Origin of the sequence: Palleronia pelagia (assembly GCF_900110115.1) — a bacterium.
In the GTDB taxonomy this organism is placed as follows: Bacteria; Pseudomonadota; Alphaproteobacteria; order Rhodobacterales; family Rhodobacteraceae; genus Palleronia; species Palleronia pelagia.
Genome location: NZ_FOCM01000002.1, coordinates 223,181 through 239,363 on the forward strand (window position 1 = coordinate 223,181; position 16,183 = coordinate 239,363).

Below are 16,183 nucleotides of genomic sequence, written 5' to 3' on the forward strand. Positions count from 1 at the left end.
CCCACCTGCACAGGGGGGATCTGGGCTTATCAACAGGAAATGGCGGGTCGGCCCGCGCCGCCCGACCGCGCCCCGGCGCGACGGCCGGGGCGCGCCTGGATCAGTTGGTGGCGTCGAGCCCCTCGGGCTGGCCAACCACCACGAAGCGCAGGTCCTCGGGGCGGTAGATCCGGTCGGCCACGCGGGCGATATCATCCAGCGTCACCGCCTCGATCTTGTCGTTGCGGCTGGCGATGTAGTCGACGCCGAGCCCGTCCATCTGCATCCCGACAAGGATGCCGGCGATGCGCGCGTTGCCGTCGAAGCGCAGCGGGTAGGCCCCGGTCAGGTAGGTCTTTGCGGCGTCGAGTTCTTCCTCGGTCACCCCCTCGGCGATGCGGGCCCATTCGTCGCGCAGGACCTCGACCGTTTCAGAGACGCTTTCGTTCGCGGTGCTGGCCTGCCCCAGGATCAGCGCGCCGTAATCCATGGGCTGAAGCCCGGTGCCGACGCCGTAGGTCAGGCCGCGCTTGACGCGCACCTCTTCCATCAGGCGCGAGTTGAAGCCGCCGCCGCCGAAGATCTCGTTGGCGACGTAGGCGGCGAAGAAATCGGGATCGTGGCGGTCGATGCCCTCGTGGCCGAAGATGACGACCGATTGCGGGGTGTCGTAGTCGATGACACTAACACCCGGCTCGGCCGAATACGCGGCGTCTTCGGGCAGTGTGCCGCCTGTCGCGGGCAGATCGCCCAGCAAGTCATCGAGCAGCGTGCCCAGCTCTTCGGGCGTGATGTCGCCCACCGCGCCCACGTAAAGCCGGTCGCGGACAAGGGTGGCCGCGTGCGCGTCGACGATGTCCTGCCGCGTCAGGGTCGCCACGCTGTCGCGCGTGCCGTCGTTGGGCCGGCTGTAGGGGTGGTCAGGGAAGGCCGCGTCGCTGAAGGCGCGGTAGGCGATCGTGCGGGGGTCGTTCAGGTCGCTGGCGATGTTCGACAGCACCTGGTCGCGCACCCGGTCCACGGCCACCTGGTCGAAGGTCGGCTCGACCAGGGCGGCGCGCAGCAGCGCCACCGCCTCGTCGCGGTTCTCGGTCAGGAAGCGGGCCGAGATGCTGACCGCGTCGTCGTAGGCGTCGAACTCGAAGGATGCCGCCAGTTCCTCGCGCGCGGCGGCGAAGCCCTGCGCATCCATCTCGGCGGCCCCTTCCTCGAGCAGGCCCATCATCAGGTTCACGGCGCCTTCCTTGCCCTCGGGGTCCAGGATCGTGCCGCCCTTGAAGCGGATTTCCAGCGCGGTGAAGGGGATCGAGTCCTCCTGCACCAGCCAGGCGTCGATGCCGCCGGGCGACGTCACCTCGTCGATCTCGACGGCCGCCGAGACCGGCAGGGCGGCGGCCCAGAGGAGGCCGGCGAAGGCTGCGATACGCATCATCATTGGGTCATCTCCTGCGGGTCTTGCGGAACCGTTTCGTTCGCCGCCGGGGTCGGATCGGGCGCGGTCGCCGTGGCGGCGGGCGCGGTGTCCTGCGGCGTGGTCAGGTAGCCCGTGACCGCGTTGCGCCGGTCGAAGACCTGCCGTGCGGCCTCGACGATTTCCTCGCCGGTGATGGATTGCAGGATGCCCGGCCACGCCTCGACATCCTCGATGGTCAGCCCCGAGGTCAGGGCCGCGCCGTAGCGGCGGGCGAGCGACTGGGTGCTGTCGGCCTCGTAGATCTCGGCGGCGCGCATCTGCATCTTGATCCGGTCGAGCTGTTCGGGATCGACGCCGTCCTCGATGAAATCGGCAAGCTCGCGGTCGAGCGCGGCCTCGGCATCCTCAAGGGACACGCCCGGCGCGGGGACGACGACCAGACCGAAGGTCGTGTCGTCCAGCGACGTGCCGCCATAGAAGGCCGACGCATACAGCGCCTCGCCCGTGCCGAATTGCAGCCGGCGCGACAGCTCGGAGGTCTGGCCTTGCCCCAGCACGTCCGACAGCAGCGTCAGCGCGGCGGCCGTGCGCTGGTCGCCCGGGTCACGCTCGGGCGCGAGATAGGTGCGGATGACATAAGGTTGCGCCACGCGCGGATCCTCGAAGGTCAGGCGACGCTCGGCCAGTTGCGGCGGCTCTTGCGGGCGGGTGCGCTCGGGCAGGTCCGGGTTGGTCGGGATCGGGCCGTAATGCTCCTCGGCCAGGGTGCGCACATCGTCGGGGGTCACGTCACCCGCCACGATCAGGATCGCGTTGTTGGGGCTGTAATAGGTCTCGTAGAAATCCAGCGCGTCCTGGAGCTCCAGTGCCTCGACCTCGTGCATCCAGCCGATGACCGGTATGCCGTAGGGGTGGTTCTGGTACTGCGCGGCGCTGCGCTGCTCGCCGAACAGCGCGCCGGGATCGTTCTCGGTCCTCTGGCGGCGTTCTTCCTGGATGACCCGCCGCTCGGTGGTGATGTCCTGTCCGTCCAGTTGCAGGTTGCGCATCCGGTCGGCTTCCATCTCCATCATCAGGCCCAGCCGGTCCGACGCGACGCGCTGGAAATACGCGGTGTAGTCCTGGCCGGTGAAGGCGTTGTCGGTGCCGCCGTTCGCGGCGACCACGCGGCTGAATTCGCCCGGCTCGAGCTTTTCGGTGCCCTTGAACAGCAGGTGTTCGAGGTAATGCGCCACGCCCGAGACGCCGGGCGGCTCGTCCGCGGCGCCGGTGCGGTACCAGACCATGTGCACCACCACGGGCGCGCGGGGGTCTTCCAGCACGACCACCTCCATGCCGTTGTCGAGCGTGAAGCTGGACACGTCGGCGGCGTGGGCGGCCTGGGCCAGGCCCAGCAGCGTGGCGATGGACAGGATAGATTTGCGCAGCATCAAGGGCGGCTCCTTCGGCGAATGGTTGCGCAAGAAACTATGCACGCCGGCGGGCGCCGCAATGGGCCTTACGCCGTTGTGACCATTCGCCCCGGCCGCGGTGTTACTGCAGCTCTTCCGGCGGGGCGGCGGGGGTGCGCACGCCCTGGCGGCGGAAGCGTTCCAGCTCGGCGTGCTGATCCAGCGACTGGGGCGCGTAGGCCTTGTAGTAGATCGAGGTATTGAACAGCCGTTCCAGCAGCCGGCCGTCGTTGTCCTCGCGGAAGGCGAGATCCTCGGAGGCGAGGGTGCGGCGGATGTCGCCGTTCACGCCGAAGCGCGTCGCGCGGGCGATGAGCGCGCCGCCCTGCACCTGCCCCGCCTGCGGACGCCCGCCCAGCGCGGCGATCGCGTCGGCCTCGGGCGTCTGGTCCGAGCGGTTGGTCCCGCCCGGCGTGGGTGGCGGCAGAGCGTTGAAGCTTTCGGGCGCCTGCAGCGGCTTGTTGGGCACGATGGCGAATTCGTCGGGGCCCTGGCTGTCGGAGGTCAGCGTGATGAGATCGGGCGGACCGCCGCAGGCCGACAGGCCCGCCGCCATGGCAGCCGCAAAAAGACCCCGCATCAACCGACCGCGCATGCGCGCCCCCTTCATCGCTCGTCCCCGGCAGGCATATCGCACAACGTCCGGCCCGTCACGGGGTCTTCTTCCCGCCGGTGAACAGAACCAGCCCCACCGCCCCGGCGAAGATGGCGATGTCGGCCACGTTGAAGGCATACGGGTTCTCGATCCCGCAGCAGGACATGTTCAGGAAGTCCGCAACCGCGCCGTAGATCAGCCGGTCGACCACGTTGCCCATGGCGCCCCCCACCAGCAGGCCCGCCGAGACCATGGCGAGTGGACCGGGCCGGTCGCGCCGCATCCACAGCAGGACCCAGCCCGAGATCACCAGCGCCAGCGCGATCAGCACCCAGCGCGCCGCGTCGCTGTCGCCGGCGAAGAGACCGAAGTTGATCCCCCGGTTCCACGCCATGCGCAGGTTCAGGAAGGGCGGGATGACGTCGATGGCGCCCACGCGCGCAAGGTCGAGGCCCTGCACGACGATCAGCTTCACCACCTGGTCGAGGACGAAGGTGATCGCCGCTGTGATCCAGAGCCGGCGCATGTCAGTGCCGGAAATGCCGCATGCCGGTGAAGACCATCGCCAGCCCCGCCTCGTCCGCCGCGGCGATCACCGCGTCGTCGCGCATGGAGCCGCCGGGCTGGATCACTGCCGTCGCGCCGGCCTCGGCCGCCGCCAGCAGACCGTCGGGGAACGGGAAGAACGCGTCCGACGCCACGACCGAGCCTTGGGTCAGAGGCGCCGACAGGCCCAGCGCCTCGGCCATGTCCTGCGCCTTGCGGGCGGCGATGCGGGTGCTGTCCACGCGGCTCATCTGTCCCGCGCCGACGCCCACGGTGGCGCCGTCCTTCACGTAGACGATGGCGTTGGATTTGACGTGTTTCGCAACGGTCCAGGCAAAGCGCAGGTCATTGAGCTGCGCGTCGGTGGGCTGGACCTTCGTCACCACGCGCAGCTGGTCGGGCGCGATCTGGCCCACGTCCTTGTCCTGCACCAGGTAGCCGCCCGAGACCTGACGCCAGACCCGGCCCCCGGCGCGGGCGTCGGCCAGCCCGTCGGTGGTCAGCAGGCGCAGGTTCTTCTTGGCGGCGAAGACAGCGCGGGCGTCGTCATCGGCGCCGGGCGCGATCACGACCTCGGTGAAGATCTGGGCGATGGCTTCAGCCGTCGCACCGTCCAGCGGGCGGTTCAGCGCCACGATCCCGCCGAAGGCCGACACGCGGTCGCAGTCATAGGCGCGGGCGTAGGCCTCGGCCAGCGTTTCGCCGCGGGCCACGCCGCAGGGATTGGCGTGCTTGACGATGACGCAGGCCGGATCTTCGCCCGCGAATTCGCTCACAAGCTCGAACGCGGCGTCGGTGTCGTTGATGTTGTTATAGCTGAGCTCCTTGCCCTGGTGCTGGGTCGCGGTGGCGACGCCGGGCGCATCGCTGCCATCGGTGTAGAACGCCGCCGCCTGGTGCGGGTTCTCGCCGTAGCGCATGGTCTGCTTAAGGGAGCCGGCCACGGCGCGGCGGCGCGGGGCGGCCTCACCGGTAGTGTCGGCCATCCAGCTCGACACCGCCGCGTCGTAGGCGGCGGTGCGGGCATAGGCGCGCTGGGACAGGGTGCGCCGGAACGCGGCGCTGGTCTGGCCGCCGTTCTCATCCAGCTCGACCAGCAGGGCGGCGTAATCCTCGACATCGACAACGGTTGTTACGAAGCCATGGTTCTTGGCCGCGGCGCGGATCATTGCGGGACCGCCGATGTCGATATTCTCGATCGCCTCGTCCCAGTCGGCCCCGCGCGCGACGGTCGCCTCGAACGGGTAGAGGTTCACCACCAGCAGGTCGATCCCGCCGATGCCGTGATCCTCCATCGCCTTCACGTGGTCGGGGTTGTCGCGCAGCGCCAGCAGGCCGCCGTGGACCATGGGGTGGAGCGTCTTCACGCGGCCGTCCATCATCTCGGGGAAGCCCGTCACCTCGGCCACGTCGCGCACGGCGATGCCCGCGTCGCGCAGGGCCTTGGCCGACCCGCCGGTGGACAGGATCTCGACGCCCCGGTCCGCCAGCGCGCGGCCCAGGTCCAGCAACCCGGTCTTGTCCGAGACGGAAATCAGCGCGCGTTTCAGGGGAACGAGATCGGGCATCGGGGCGGCTCCTTCTTGCGGTCAGGCTATGACGGGCTGGTCGTCATGCACCGTGTCGCGCACCGCATCGGGTGTTTGGCGCGCTTTTGCAAGGGTCCAGCTGACCCGTGTGGCGTAATCGGCGGCGCTGGAGGCCAGGACGATCTGGCTGGTCGCGCGCGGCGAAAGTGACACGCTGTCGAGATAGACCGACGGCTCGACCCGCATCTCGGCCGCGCCGCCGTGATGGAAGGACCAGAGCTCGCCGCTTTTCAGCAGCAGCAGCACCGTTTTGGGATCGTCGCCGGGCTGGACCACCACGTCGGGATGCAGGTGGAAGCGGATGCGGAAGGTCAGATGGCCGGTCTCGGTCGCGTCCAGCGCGCGGTCGAAGATCGCCTCGTCGCTCTGCTCGACCGTTGCCAGCACGTCCTCACCCCGCAGCGCGCGGCCGTTCGTATCGAGGTAGAGCTGGCGCACGTGGGTCAGCCCGAAATCGGCGACATAGCCGTCATGCCCGGCGATGAGCCCGGTGGAGCGGTCGCTGCGCCGTCGTTCCATCCGCACGTCGCGGGGCGCGTCCGAGAGCAATCCGTCGCCCGAGGCGCCCAGCCGGGCCGAGGAATACCCGTCCAGCGCCAGCGTGCTGTGGCTTGGCGTGGCCCGGCCCGCGCGGCGCCATTTCTCGCCGAAGCTGCGGCCCGCGCCGCAGCTGACGATGACCGGACGGCGGCCCGATGTCAGTTCGAACGCGAGGGTCGAGGCGTGGGCCTCGGCCGATCCGGGGCCCTCGGGCGGGGCGGCCACGTCGATCAGCACCGTGGCGCGGACGTGGGACAGGCGTGCGAAGCCCATGGCGCGGTCACCCGGCGGGCTGGCCGCCACGCCCGACTGCGCGAGCGCCCGGTCCAGCCGCCCGGGCTGGCCGCGTCCGCCGCCGTGGAACCGTCCAAGCCCGCCATCGGCGTGGCGCAGGCAGCGCAGCACGGGCGCCGCGCGTACCAGCGCGTCGGTGATCGCTTGCGGCACCGGCCGCTCGGCCTCGGCCAGCGCGACGCGGGCGGCGGCCAGGTGCCCGAAGACGATCGCCAGATCCTCGGGGTTGCGGTTGGCGATGCCACCCTCGGCGTCGATCAGGGTCTCGGCGGCGTTGGCGAGGCCCGTCGTGGCGCGGGACAGGTGCCGCCCAGCCCCGCGCAGGTGCAGGCCCGCGACCAGCAGCCCCATCAGCGACTCGAGCCGCGGGGCGGCCATCGGCAACGACCGCTGACGGCGGGACAGGAAGGTCAGTTGCCGCGACAGCGCACGAAAGAACCGGCGTCGCGTGGCGGGCGGAACGCCGTCGAGCAGCATCTCGCCATGCTGGATCCAGCGCGTCACCCGGCGACCGGCGAGGTCCGCCCGCCAGCCGGGACCGCGGCCGCGCCCGAACCGCGCGATCCAGTCATGCACCCAGTCGCGTGCCAGAACATCGGCCTTGCGCGTGCCCTGCGCGGCCAGGTCGTCCAGCCAAGCCATGCCGTGCAGGTCCGCCTCGAACAGCGGGTCGTCCGGCAGCGGCAGATCCCAGACCGAGGTTTCGGCCGCCTCGACGAGGTAGCCGCGGAACAGGAAATGCCCGGCGACGATCTGCGCGCCACGCTCGGCGATGCCGGTGCCGGGCGGCAGCGGCTCATGCTCGAAGGCCCGCGCGCGGCGGCCGAGCCCGGCAAGCCGCGCGTGCAGGCGGTCAGCCCGTGTCTGTCGAATGTCGGTCATCGGCTGCCCGTGCCTGGCCCTTCATGGGTCTTCGACCGCAGCTTAGGGCCGCGCGGCGCGGCTGTCATCCCGGCGCGCGTCACGCCACGCGGAAGACCGCCACGAAGAAGCCGTCCATCCCGCCGATCTCGGGCCAATAATCCGGGCGCAGCCGCAATCCCTGCGGCCCGATCCAGTCGGGCGCGATGCCGTCCAGCGCCAGCGCGCCGGGGTCCAGAGTCAGGCCGGGATGTCGGGACAGCGCCGCGTCGACCTGCGCCTCGCCCTCCTCGGGCAGGAGCGAGCAGGTGCAGTAGACGATGCGCCCCCCCGGGGCGGTCAGTGTCACCGCCCTGTCCAGCAGCGCTGCCTGCAAGGCGATCAGCGGCGCGAAATCCTGCGCCGCCTTGGCGCGCGGAAGGTCCGGGTGGCGGCGGACCGTGCCAGTGGCCGAGCACGGCGCGTCCAGCAGCACGGCGTCGAAGGGCCGGTCGGGCGCGTAGGTGAGCGCGTCGGCCACCACCACCTCGGCAGAAAGCCCACAGCGCGACAGGTTCTGGGCGACGCGGGCCATGCGGGTCCCGGAAATGTCGAGCGCGGTGACTTCGGCGCCCGCTGCGGCCAGTTGAAGCGTCTTGCCGCCAGGGGCGGCGCAGAGGTCCAGTATCCGCTCACCCGGCTGCGGGTTCAGCGCGCGGGCGGGCAGCGCGGCGGCGGCGTCCTGCACCCACCACGCCCCATCGTCGTATCCCGGCAGCGCGGTAACCTGGGCGCCGGGTTGCAGCCGGACCGATCCGGTGGGGGTCACCTGCCCGCCCAGCCGCTCGGCCCAGCCGGGGGCATCTTCCTTCACGCTCAGATCCAGCGGCGGGTTCGCGGCGAAGGCGTCCTCCATGCCCGCGACCCCTGCCTTGCCGTAGGCCTTGAGCAGCGGCTTGCGCAGCCACTTGGGCAGGCGCGGCACCGGGAGCGCGGCCCAGGCATCCGCGCGCTGGACGTTGCGCAGCACGCCGTTGACCAGCCCCGCCTGCCCCGCGCCACGCGCGCTCGCGCGGACGAGGTCGACGGCGGCGCTGACTGCTGCGTGGGGCGGGGTGCCGCCTTCGTGGATCTCGTAGATCGCCAGCCGCAGGATGTTGTGAACCTCGGGCCAAGGCTTCATCCGCAGGAACGGGCCCAGCGCCCGGTCGGCGCGATCCATCCAGCGCAGGGTACCGATCGCCAGCCGCTGCGCGCGGGCCCGGTCGGGGGCTTCCAGTGCGCGGGTCCGCTGCTCCAGCACCTCGGACATAAGCCGGCCGTGCTCGGTCACGTCACCCACCAGCGCCAGTGCGGCGGCGCGCGCCCCGTCGATCTCGGCCATGTCGTCATCCCCGTTGCAACGGACCGCCCGCAGCTCTTGAGCCGGGGCCTGTCGCGGCCTAGCTATGGATCATGGATGACGCAACCGGAACCGGACCGATGCCCCAGGACGACCTGCCCGACGCCGCGAAACGCGCCCTTGCCGAGGCCGAGGAACGCCGCCGCAAGGCCAAGGCACAGGACCTGCCGCCCGAGCTTGGCGGCCGCGACGGCCCCGAGCCCGTGCGCTACGGCGACTGGGAGAAGAAGGGCATCGCCATCGATTTCTGAGGCGATGCCGCGCCCTCAGCGCATGTAAAGGTAGACGCTGCTGCCCGAACTGGGCTGGAAATAGACCCGGTTTTCCCGGATGACGACCGCTTGGCAGCTGTCGCCCCAACTGCGATCGCCCCACTTCATTTCACGGCAGAACCGGTTGCCGCGCCAGTCCCACGACCCGGTGACCGGCGTGCCGAAGGCGCTGCCCTCGATCTGGCCGCCGGGCGTCACGCGCACGCCGACGCCCAGCCGGCTGAGGTTGCGGTTCGCCACGCGGTCCACGAATTCGGCGCGGGTGGTGATCCGTTCGTCCGTCGACGACGCGGCGGCGAGCGGTGTGACGACAAGGGCGGCGGCGATCAGACTGGCACGCAGCATGGGGCAAGCTCCTTTGACCTGACGCAAAGGAAGCCTAGGCCCGGAGCGGCCCTATTCCAGACCCAGCACGCTCAACATGTCGTAGGCGCCCGGCGGCTTTCCGTCGCACCAGAGCGCGGCCTTCAGCGCGCCGCGCGCGAACAGGCTGCGATCGGTCGCCACGTGGCTGAGGGTGATGGTCTCGCCCTCGCCCGCGAAGATCACGTCATGGGTGCCGATGATCGACCCGCCGCGAATGGCCGAGAAGCCGATATCGCCAGGCTTCCGCGCGCCCGTGATCCCGTCGCGGCCCCGGTCGGCCACATCGGCGAGGCGCACGCCCCGCCCCTCGGCCGCCGCTTCGCCCAGCATCAGCGCGGTGCCCGAGGGCGCGTCGACCTTGTGGCGGTGATGCGCCTCGACGACCTCGATATCGAACGCCTCGTCCAGCGCGGCGGCGACCTGTTTCACCACGCGGGTCAGCAGGTTGACGCCAAGGCTCATGTTGCCGGCGCGGACGAAGCAGGCGCGCGCGGCGAAGGGGGCGAGTGCCGCAAGCTCGTCGTCGGAGAACCCGGTGGTGCCGATGACCAGGGCGCGCCCCATGTCGGCGCAGATGCTGGCGTGCTCCAGCGTGGCGGCGGGCGCGGTGAAGTCGATGGCGACATCGGCCTGTTCCAACGCCTGCGCCAGGTCGTCCATCACGGTCACGCCGCTGGCCGCACCGCCCAGCGCCTGGCCCAGATCATGCCCGATCCAGTCGCTGCCCGGACGCTCGGTGGCGCCCGTCACCTCGACACCTTTCATGGTGGCGGCCGTGTCGACCAGCATTCGCCCCATGCGCCCCGAGACGCCGGTGATCGCGATGCGCATGGTGGGTCTCCTTCCCGTCCGGTCGCGTGCGGAAAACCGCTACCGCGCACGGGCAACGGGTGCAACGTCCGGGTTGCGTGGCCGGGCGCGCGGGCCTAGATGCGAGCCATGGCACGAAACAAGTTCTCCGATGGGCCCGGGCCCTCGAACCGTCAGCTGCGCGTGGGCGAGCTGATCCGGCGCACGCTGTCGGACGTGCTGAATCGCGGCGATATCCACGACCCCGAGCTGAACCGCATGTCGGTCACGGTGACCGAGGTGCGCACCTCGCCGGACCTGAAGATCGCCACGGTCTATTGCCTGCCGCTGGGCGGCGACAACCGCCCCGAAGCCATCGCCGCGCTGAAGCGCAACAAATCCGAGCTGCGCCGCGCGCTGGGCCGCGAGATGACGATGAAATACACGCCCGACCTGCGGTTCCTGATCGACGAGACCTTCGACCGCATGGATGCCACGCGCGAGCTGTTCGCCCGCGACGAGGTGCGGCGCGATCTGGATGGCGACGATGAAGACTAGGCTTTGGGCCGGGCTGTGCGCGGTGGCCTGGGCGGGCCTGCCGGGTGGCGCCGCGGCCGCCACCTGCGAGGACGTGCGCTTCGACAAGGCGCGTTTCACGGTCTGCGAGATCGACCTGTCGCGCGAGACCCTTCGCCTGTTCCTGCATGACGACAAGGGTGTGCCGCTGGGCAGCTTTTCCGCCGTGAACCGGAAGCTGAAGCCGCAGGGCACGCGGCTGGGCGTGGCGATGAACGCGGGCATGTATCACCCCGACCGCGCGCCCGTGGGCCACTACGTCGAGGACGGGCAGGAGGTGATGCGCGTGGTCACCTCGGACGGGCCCGGCAATTTCGGCCTGCTGCCCAACGGCGTGCTGTGCCTGCGCGAAGGCGCGGCCAGCATCGTCGAAAGCCGCGCCTATGCGGCCAACCCGCCCGAGTGCCGCGACGCGACGCAGTCGGGCCCCATGCTGGTGATCGATGGCGAGCTTCACCCGCGATTCCTGGAAGACAGCGACAGCCGCTACGTGCGCAACGGCGCGGGCGTCAGCGAGGACGGCCGCACAGCGTGGCTGGCGATTTCCAACCAGCCCGTGAATTTCCACCATTTCGGACGGCTGTTCCGCGACGGGCTGGGCGCGCGCAACGCACTTTATTTCGACGGCAACATCTCGCGGCTTTACGACCGCGCGGGCGGGCGCAGCGATTTCGGCCTGCCCATGGGGCCGATCATCGGAACGGTCGAACCGGCGGAGTAGATCATGGCACGCAGGCGCAAGGGGCGCGATATCTCGGGCTTCGTCATCGTGGACAAGCCGGCCGGCACCGGCTCGACCGATGTCGTGAACAAGGTCCGCTGGGCGTTCGAGGCGAAGAAGGCCGGACACGCCGGCACGCTGGACCCGGACGCCACCGGCATACTCGTCGTGGCGCTGGGCGAGGCGACGAAGGTTCTGCCCCTGCTGACCGACGCGCTGAAGGCCTATGATTTCCAGGTGCGCTTCGGCACCGCGACCAGCACCGACGATGCGGGCGGCGACGTCGTGGCCCGCAGCGATGCGCGACCCGACGACGACGCATTGCGCGCCGCCCTGCCCGGCTTCACCGGCGACATCATGCAGGTGCCGCCGCAGGTGTCCGCCGTGAAGGTCGAGGGCGAACGCGCCTACGACCTGGCGCGCGAGGGCGTCGAGATGGAGCTGGCCGCGCGCCCGCTTTACGTCGACAGCCTTGAACTGACCGATCGGCCCGACCCCGACAGCGCGCATCTGCAACTGGTCTGCGGCAAGGGCGGGTATGTCCGCGCCATCGCCCGCGACCTGGGCGAATCCCTGGGCACCCGGGCGCACGTGACCGCACTGCGCCGGCTGTGGTCGGGGCCCTTCACGCTGGACCACGCGGTGACGCTGGACGAGATCCAGCGCCTCGGCCGCACGCCCCAGATCGACGACCTGTTGCTGCCCGTCGAGGCGGGGCTGGAGCAGGTGCCCTCGGTGCAGATCGGCGCCATCGCCGTGCCGCGACTGAAGAACGGCAACCCCTGCGACGTGCTGTCGACCCAGGCCGATTTCGGCGAGACCTGCTGGGCCGCCCACCGCGGGCAGGCGCTGGCCATCGGCACCTACCGCGCGGGGCAGTTCCAGCCGTCGCGCGTGCTGAACCGTTCCGACGCGGGCGCATGATCGAGCGGTCGCACCAGAAAGGCGACGCGGCCAGCGTCGCGCGCTATTCCGACTGCGAAGGCTATCGCTGGGATCTAACCCGGGTCTGGGACACCGACGGGCCGCGCGCGCTGTTCGTCATGCTGAACCCGTCGACCGCGACCGAGGTGCAGAACGACCCCACGGTCGAGCGTTGCGAGCGCCGCGCACGGGCGCAGGATTTCGGCGCCTTCCGGGTGTGCAACATCTTCGCGTGGCGCAGCACCGACCCGAAGGGCCTGCGCAAGGTGGATGATCCTGTCGGCCCCGAGAACGACGCCGCGATCCTCGAAGGGGCCGACTGGGCCGACCGCGTGATCTGCGCCTGGGGCACCCATGGTGCGTTGCTGGATCGCGGCCCCGCGGTCGAGCGGCTTCTGCGCGACCGGGGCCACGCGCTGCATCACCTGGGCCTCAGCAAGGCCGGCCACCCGAAGCACCCGCTCTACATCGGCTACGGCGTTGCGCCGCAGTCCTGGTAGCCTAGGCGGCCTGCCCCGAAAGGGGCGCGATCACGATATCATCGATCGAAAGGCCGTCTTGCGGGCCCGCGACGGTCGCGACCCAGCTGTCGCCCACGAAAACCATCGTCCCGTCGCCATCGGGCGCGGGCCGGAGCGACAGCGGGCCGGCCGCGTCGGTTTCGATCCGCAGCAGGTCATCGCCGGGCGTGAAATCGGACACGCGCAGGACACTGGCGCTGGGCGGCAGGTCGTCGGGACCGCTGTCGAGGTAATCTTCCGGATCCTCGTCCGGCGACAGGACAACGCCGTAGTCATCGCAGCCCGGATCGGGGCGCGACGGCGCCTCGGGATCTTCGGGGGCCACGACCTGGCCCGGGTCGTCGACCGGGTCAGGTGGCGTCGCGGGCGTCTCGGGATCCTCGGGCGCGACGGGCGGCGTATCCCCGGCCGGGGCATCGGCGGAGCCGGACGGCGTATCGGGCGCGGTCACGATCGCGGCCTCTTCGGCCTGCGCGGCCAACAGATCGGACAGGGACACCGCCCCCGCCTGCCCTTCGAATGCGACCGAGACGCTGTCGACGGGCACGGTTTCGAACCCCTGGAAGGTCAGCGCGATAGTCCCGCCGTCCTGTTGCCACGACAGGGTCGCATCGGCATCTTCCGTGGCCGGCGACAGAACAAGGGCCGACACATCGTCAGGCAGCGACAGCGTCACGCTGTCGATCCCGGGCACGAGGTTTTCGACCAGATGCGTGCCCGACCCGACATCCACGTGCAGGGTCGTCGCCACACCCACACGGGCCGGGTCTTGCCCGACCGGCGCCGAAAGCCGTGGCGCGACATAATCCAGCAGGTCGCCGCCCCCTTCCGGCGCCTGCACCACGTCATTCTCGGGCGAGGACTGGTCATCGCTCGCGTCGTCATCGCCCCTCGCCTTCACAACGGACAGCACGTCCGGAAGCGCCATCGCCCCCGCCAGACCGGCCAGAACCAAAGCTGCCAGCATTTCATCACCCCTTCCGCCCCGATTGTCCGGGACACCCTAGGGTGGCTGGATTACCGTCGGGTGTGAGAAGAAATTCACTTTCAAGGTTAAGCTCATGTCCAACGCCCCGCCCGATTTCGAAGCGTTCGACCGTCGCCGCGTTGACTGCGGGACGGTCAGCCTGTCGGTGGCGCGGGCTGGTTCGGGTCCGCCCCTTGTGCTGTTGCACGGCTATCCCGAGACGTCGCAGGCCTGGCACCGCGTGGCGCCCGCGCTGGCGGCGCGCTTCGACGTGATCGTGCCCGACCTGCGGGGCTATGGCGACAGCGACGCGCCCTCCGACGACGCGGACCACACGGTCTATTCCAAGCGCGCGATGGCGGCGGATATCGTCGGTCTGCTGGACGCCTTGGGGATCGAGCGGGCCCATGTCTTGGGCCATGACCGCGGCGCGCGGGTGGCCTACCGATTCGCGCTGGACCATCCGGATCGCCTGCGCCGCCTGGGCGTGGTCGAGATCGTGCCCACCGGCAGTTTCTGGTCGATGTGGACGGCCGAGATCGCCATGGCGGCCTATCACTGGACCTTCCTCGCGCAGCCCAGCCCCCTGCCCGAGCGCATGATCGGCGCGGACCCGGCGGGATACCTGGACTGGACCCTGGCCAGCTGGTCGGCGACTGGCGACCTGTCGCCGTTCTCGGACATGGCGCTGGAGGCCTATCGCGCGCAGATGGCGGCGCCCGAGCGGCTCGCGGCCATGTGCGCCGACTATCGCGCGGGGGCCACGACCGACCGGCGCATCGACGACGCGGACCGCGCGGCCGGACGGCGAATCGCGGCGCCGGTCCTGTTCCTGCACGGTCGCAGCGGCTTTCCGGCGCGCACGGGCGATCCGGCCGGCCTGTGGAACGACTGGGCCGAGGACATCACGCTGGCGGAGTGCGATGGCGGGCACTTCACCATGGAGGAAGCGCCCGGCCAGGTCATCGACGCGGCGATGGACTTCTTCGGGGACGACTAGTGCGCGCGGTTCAGGCGGCGTCGCGGGTCTCGTCGTCGGCGGCGAACTCGGCAGCGAGATCCGAACCGATGAGCTCGATTTCGTCCGGATCGACCCGGCCCGCCCCGCCGATCACGCGCATCATCACCTGTCCGTCCAGGCGCACGAGAACGTCTTCCGTGCCGTCGACCGCGTGAACCGAGATCCGGGGATAGGCCGAGGCATGGGGATCGTAGACGATGACAAGCTGGTCTTCGTCGGGGTCGAAATCATCGATGACCGGCGCACGGGCCTCGGTGCCGTCGACCCAGATGCCGCCGGCAAGCGGACAGGCGGGACCTCCTGCCTGCGCTAGTCCTGTCGCCTGCGCGGGTCCGTTCGCCGGCGCGGCTGTCCGTTGCGTGTCGTGCATCGTCCGGAGCGAGCCGATCTCGCACGCGAGGTCGGTTTGCAGCTCCTCTCGGGAAACGCGGTTTTCCTCGACCGTGACGCCGGGAGACGGGGCCAGCTTCGACAACAGCCCGTCGAGGGTCTGGCCGTCGTCGCCATCGGCGTCAGCGTCCCAGGCCTCGGCCGCGCCGTCGGCACCCGGCCCTCTGCGCCTGCCAAGGCGGGATCGCAGGTCACCCATGGTGTCGACGATCAGGAGACGCAACCGCTGGAAGCGACCAGCGACGGCACCGCCGCCCTCGCCCAGCGCACCACGCAGGTCCATCATCGAAAGGACGAACAGTGCGGCCGCCGCCGTGAGGAACACCATAGACATGCCGACCGCTCCGTCTTGCCGGGATTGTTATCTCCCCATGCTGCCGCCCGATTGCGATCCGCGCGGGGTCGAAATGGGGAAAATTGAAGGAAGCACCGGGACTGGCGTGCACAAGGGGTTTTCATGTCCTGCCGATTGGTTTAAGCGCGCGCATCCGCATCGATGCGTGCGGAGCCCTTGGGCCTTGCTGGACGACATCCCGGCCTGCGCCGTCAAACCAGATCTGAAGAAGGAGATACCCGATGTCGATCACCGCAGACGAAAAGCAGCGTCTCATCAAGGAATTCGGCACCAAGAGCGGCGACACCGGTTCGCCCGAGGTGCAGGTCGCGATCCTGACCACCCGGATCGCCGCGCTGACCGAGCACTTCAAGACCCACAAGAAGGACAACCACTCGCGCCGTGGCCTTCTCAAGCTGGTCGCCCAGCGCCGCAAGCTGCTGGACTACACCAAGGCCCGCGACGAGGCCCGGTACCAGGACCTGATCAAGCGCCTGGGCATCCGCCGCTAAGACGCGCGCGTCAGCCAATGACTTCCGAAGGGCCGCGATGACGCGGCCCTTTTTCGTCGATGGACGATGCTCGGGAATGCTTGTGCAGGTGCCTGGAAGCTATCCCTCGGCCCACCGCTCGGACGCGATGCTTGCCAGAT

At 70.1% G+C, this 16,183-nt stretch carries 18 protein-coding genes; 7 read left to right on the forward strand and 11 right to left on the reverse strand.

Translation table 11 applies throughout. The features are described from left to right. Positions 1–100: 100 nt before the first annotated feature. The 7 genes from BMX96_RS05335 to BMX96_RS05365 all read right to left on the reverse strand — a co-directional run bounded on the left by BMX96_RS05335 (position 101) and on the right by BMX96_RS05365 (position 8,632). Positions 101–1,414, reverse strand: coding sequence for a M16 family metallopeptidase (locus tag BMX96_RS05335; RefSeq protein WP_456238455.1), 1,314 nt, complete (start codon positions 1,412–1,414; stop codon positions 101–103). Beyond that, positions 1,411–2,823 carry a M16 family metallopeptidase gene (locus BMX96_RS05340; protein WP_091844571.1) on the reverse strand — a complete coding sequence of 471 codons (1,413 nt, stop codon included), beginning with the start codon at positions 2,821–2,823 and terminating at the stop codon, positions 1,411–1,413. Before BMX96_RS05340 ends, BMX96_RS05335 begins: the two co-directional genes overlap by 4 nt. Before the next feature lie 103 nt (positions 2,824–2,926). Continuing rightward, a complete protein-coding gene (locus BMX96_RS05345) occupies positions 2,927–3,439 on the reverse strand; it encodes a DUF3035 domain-containing protein (RefSeq protein WP_073129451.1) in 513 nt (170 codons plus the stop codon). Positions 3,440–3,494: 55 nt separating this feature from the next. Beyond that, positions 3,495–3,965, reverse strand: coding sequence for a signal peptidase II (lspA, locus tag BMX96_RS05350; protein ID WP_091844572.1), 471 nt, complete (start codon positions 3,963–3,965; stop codon positions 3,495–3,497). A gap of 1 nt (position 3,966) precedes the next feature. Continuing rightward, entirely contained in the window at positions 3,967–5,553 is a 1,587-nt protein-coding gene (gene purH / locus BMX96_RS05355; RefSeq protein ID WP_091844573.1) for a bifunctional phosphoribosylaminoimidazolecarboxamide formyltransferase/IMP cyclohydrolase, read from the reverse strand. 21 nt (positions 5,554–5,574) lie between these two features. After that, positions 5,575–7,290, reverse strand: coding sequence for a heparinase II/III family protein (locus BMX96_RS05360; RefSeq protein ID WP_091844574.1), 1,716 nt, complete (start codon positions 7,288–7,290; stop codon positions 5,575–5,577). A 79-nt stretch (positions 7,291–7,369) separates the two neighbouring features. Further along, positions 7,370–8,632, reverse strand: a complete 1,263-nt coding sequence (locus BMX96_RS05365) for an RsmB/NOP family class I SAM-dependent RNA methyltransferase (RefSeq protein WP_091844575.1) — start codon at positions 8,630–8,632, stop codon at positions 7,370–7,372. A gap of 71 nt (positions 8,633–8,703) precedes the next feature. Here BMX96_RS05365 and BMX96_RS05370 point away from each other — a divergent pair, with 71 nt between their 5' ends. Further along, positions 8,704–8,901 (forward strand): DUF1674 domain-containing protein, encoded by a 198-nt coding sequence (locus BMX96_RS05370; RefSeq protein WP_236736968.1) that lies wholly within the window; start codon positions 8,704–8,706, stop codon positions 8,899–8,901. A 15-nt stretch (positions 8,902–8,916) separates the two neighbouring features. Here BMX96_RS05370 and BMX96_RS05375 read toward each other — a convergent pair whose 3' ends face one another. Together BMX96_RS05375 and dapB are read right to left on the reverse strand one after the other, a co-directional pair. Further along, entirely contained in the window at positions 8,917–9,267 is a 351-nt protein-coding gene (locus BMX96_RS05375; RefSeq protein ID WP_091844577.1) for a hypothetical protein, read from the reverse strand. A gap of 51 nt (positions 9,268–9,318) precedes the next feature. Beyond that, complete coding sequence (gene dapB / locus BMX96_RS05380) at positions 9,319–10,119, reverse strand: 4-hydroxy-tetrahydrodipicolinate reductase (protein ID WP_091844578.1); 801 nt, start codon at positions 10,117–10,119, stop codon at positions 9,319–9,321. A 108-nt stretch (positions 10,120–10,227) separates the two neighbouring features. Here dapB and rbfA point away from each other — a divergent pair, with 108 nt between their 5' ends. The 4 genes from rbfA to BMX96_RS05400 are packed head-to-tail and all read left to right on the forward strand — an operon-like array spanning position 10,228 to position 12,798. Next, positions 10,228–10,635, forward strand: coding sequence for a 30S ribosome-binding factor RbfA (rbfA, locus tag BMX96_RS05385; protein ID WP_073129443.1), 408 nt, complete (start codon positions 10,228–10,230; stop codon positions 10,633–10,635). Then, complete coding sequence (locus BMX96_RS05390; RefSeq protein WP_091844579.1) at positions 10,625–11,374, forward strand: phosphodiester glycosidase family protein; 750 nt, start codon at positions 10,625–10,627, stop codon at positions 11,372–11,374. The genes rbfA and BMX96_RS05390 overlap by 11 nt, the downstream gene beginning before the upstream one ends. Before the next feature lie 3 nt (positions 11,375–11,377). After that, the gene (gene truB, locus BMX96_RS05395; RefSeq protein WP_091844580.1) at positions 11,378–12,298 is read left to right on the forward strand and encodes a tRNA pseudouridine(55) synthase TruB; all 921 of its coding nucleotides are present in this window, start codon (positions 11,378–11,380) and stop codon (positions 12,296–12,298) included. Then, positions 12,295–12,798 (forward strand): DUF1643 domain-containing protein, encoded by a 504-nt coding sequence (locus BMX96_RS05400; RefSeq protein WP_091844581.1) that lies wholly within the window; start codon positions 12,295–12,297, stop codon positions 12,796–12,798. Before truB ends, BMX96_RS05400 begins: the two co-directional genes overlap by 4 nt. Before the next feature lies 1 nt (position 12,799). Here the strand turns inward: BMX96_RS05400 and BMX96_RS05405 are convergent, their stop codons facing one another. Further along, entirely contained in the window at positions 12,800–13,786 is a 987-nt protein-coding gene (locus BMX96_RS05405) for a hypothetical protein (RefSeq protein WP_091844582.1), read from the reverse strand. A gap of 94 nt (positions 13,787–13,880) precedes the next feature. Between BMX96_RS05405 and BMX96_RS05410 the strand changes: the two genes are divergently transcribed. Beyond that, a complete protein-coding gene (locus tag BMX96_RS05410) occupies positions 13,881–14,786 on the forward strand; it encodes an alpha/beta fold hydrolase (RefSeq protein WP_091844583.1) in 906 nt (301 codons plus the stop codon). Between the two features lie 10 nt (positions 14,787–14,796). Here the strand turns inward: BMX96_RS05410 and BMX96_RS05415 are convergent, their stop codons facing one another. After that, a complete protein-coding gene (locus BMX96_RS05415; RefSeq protein ID WP_139209984.1) occupies positions 14,797–15,531 on the reverse strand; it encodes a hypothetical protein in 735 nt (244 codons plus the stop codon). Positions 15,532–15,773: 242 nt separating this feature from the next. Here BMX96_RS05415 and rpsO point away from each other — a divergent pair, with 242 nt between their 5' ends. Beyond that, entirely contained in the window at positions 15,774–16,043 is a 270-nt protein-coding gene (rpsO, locus tag BMX96_RS05420) for a 30S ribosomal protein S15 (protein WP_073129437.1), read from the forward strand. The last annotated feature ends 140 nt before the right edge of the window (positions 16,044–16,183 follow it).

What these genes read in the sequence shown, in the direction of transcription:
- BMX96_RS05335 (WP_456238455.1), bottom strand. Translation starts at nt 1,414, where the DNA reads ATGATGATGCGTATCGCAGCCTTCGCCGGCCTCCTCTGGGCCGCCGCC.
- BMX96_RS05340 (WP_091844571.1), bottom strand. Translation starts at nt 2,823, where the DNA reads ATGCTGCGCAAATCTATCCTGTCCATCGCCACGCTGCTGGGCCTGGCC.
- BMX96_RS05345 (WP_073129451.1), bottom strand. Translation starts at nt 3,439, where the DNA reads ATGCGCGGTCGGTTGATGCGGGGTCTTTTTGCGGCTGCCATGGCGGCG.
- lspA (WP_091844572.1), bottom strand. Translation starts at nt 3,965, where the DNA reads ATGCGCCGGCTCTGGATCACAGCGGCGATCACCTTCGTCCTCGACCAG.
- purH (WP_091844573.1), bottom strand. Translation starts at nt 5,553, where the DNA reads ATGCCCGATCTCGTTCCCCTGAAACGCGCGCTGATTTCCGTCTCGGAC.
- BMX96_RS05360 (WP_091844574.1), bottom strand. Translation starts at nt 7,290, where the DNA reads ATGACCGACATTCGACAGACACGGGCTGACCGCCTGCACGCGCGGCTT.
- BMX96_RS05365 (WP_091844575.1), bottom strand. Translation starts at nt 8,632, where the DNA reads ATGGCCGAGATCGACGGGGCGCGCGCCGCCGCACTGGCGCTGGTGGGT.
- BMX96_RS05370 (WP_236736968.1), top strand. Translation starts at nt 8,704, where the DNA reads ATGGATGACGCAACCGGAACCGGACCGATGCCCCAGGACGACCTGCCC.
- BMX96_RS05375 (WP_091844577.1), bottom strand. Translation starts at nt 9,267, where the DNA reads ATGCTGCGTGCCAGTCTGATCGCCGCCGCCCTTGTCGTCACACCGCTC.
- dapB (WP_091844578.1), bottom strand. Translation starts at nt 10,119, where the DNA reads ATGCGCATCGCGATCACCGGCGTCTCGGGGCGCATGGGGCGAATGCTG.
- rbfA (WP_073129443.1), top strand. Translation starts at nt 10,228, where the DNA reads ATGGCACGAAACAAGTTCTCCGATGGGCCCGGGCCCTCGAACCGTCAG.
- BMX96_RS05390 (WP_091844579.1), top strand. Translation starts at nt 10,625, where the DNA reads ATGAAGACTAGGCTTTGGGCCGGGCTGTGCGCGGTGGCCTGGGCGGGC.
- truB (WP_091844580.1), top strand. Translation starts at nt 11,378, where the DNA reads ATGGCACGCAGGCGCAAGGGGCGCGATATCTCGGGCTTCGTCATCGTG.
- BMX96_RS05400 (WP_091844581.1), top strand. Translation starts at nt 12,295, where the DNA reads ATGATCGAGCGGTCGCACCAGAAAGGCGACGCGGCCAGCGTCGCGCGC.
- BMX96_RS05405 (WP_091844582.1), bottom strand. Translation starts at nt 13,786, where the DNA reads ATGCTGGCAGCTTTGGTTCTGGCCGGTCTGGCGGGGGCGATGGCGCTT.
- BMX96_RS05410 (WP_091844583.1), top strand. Translation starts at nt 13,881, where the DNA reads ATGTCCAACGCCCCGCCCGATTTCGAAGCGTTCGACCGTCGCCGCGTT.
- BMX96_RS05415 (WP_139209984.1), bottom strand. Translation starts at nt 15,531, where the DNA reads ATGTCTATGGTGTTCCTCACGGCGGCGGCCGCACTGTTCGTCCTTTCG.
- rpsO (WP_073129437.1), top strand. Translation starts at nt 15,774, where the DNA reads ATGTCGATCACCGCAGACGAAAAGCAGCGTCTCATCAAGGAATTCGGC.